The sequence below is a fragment of the Thiomicrorhabdus marina genome, assembly GCF_017571465.1.
Classification (GTDB): domain Bacteria; phylum Pseudomonadota; class Gammaproteobacteria; order Thiomicrospirales; family Thiomicrospiraceae; genus Thiomicrorhabdus; species Thiomicrorhabdus marina.
This window is the reverse complement of record NZ_JAGETV010000069.1, coordinates 1-503: the sequence shown is the minus strand read 5'-3', so window position 1 is coordinate 503 and position 503 is coordinate 1. Positions and strand designations below refer to the sequence as shown.

Sequence of the window (503 nt, the reverse complement as noted above, 5' to 3'; positions counted from 1 at the left end):
CCTAGAGTAATTGCCCCCAAAGTTGCATCATTATTACCACCTGCAGTAATATCACCTGCGACTAGGTTTTCTTCTGATGATTTCACTGTTAAGGTGCCATCAATAGCTTGCTCTGCAAAAACACCATCAGCAATTAAACTTGTATTAGTGTTAATTTTATAAGTCATCGCATCTTGAGCGCGTTCAGTAGAATTTACTAAAACTCCATTAACAGTCTCACCAAAATCAACCCCAATTGTCTGAGCAGTCACACCTGCTGCAGTGCCACCAATTGTCAACTCATAGGTGTCACCTGCAACAAATGCAGTAGGTGCAAGGATTTGTGCAGTTGTGTAAGTGAAAGAATCACCAATCGCAGTTGTGGACATATTCATGGTTGCGATGGAAATCTGATCATTACCAGTCGTTTCCCATCCAGCTTGAATAGACAAACCACCATCAACATTCATTACATTCGTGCCATTGAACTTGGTAGTTTCGGCAACACGATCAATTTCCGTTTT

At 41.2% G+C, this 503-nt stretch carries 1 protein-coding gene; it reads right to left on the bottom strand.

The window, feature by feature from the left end; genetic code table 11:
- On the bottom strand, positions 1-503 hold a 503-nt coding region (locus J3998_RS13125), incomplete at both ends, for a flagellin (RefSeq protein ID WP_481924067.1).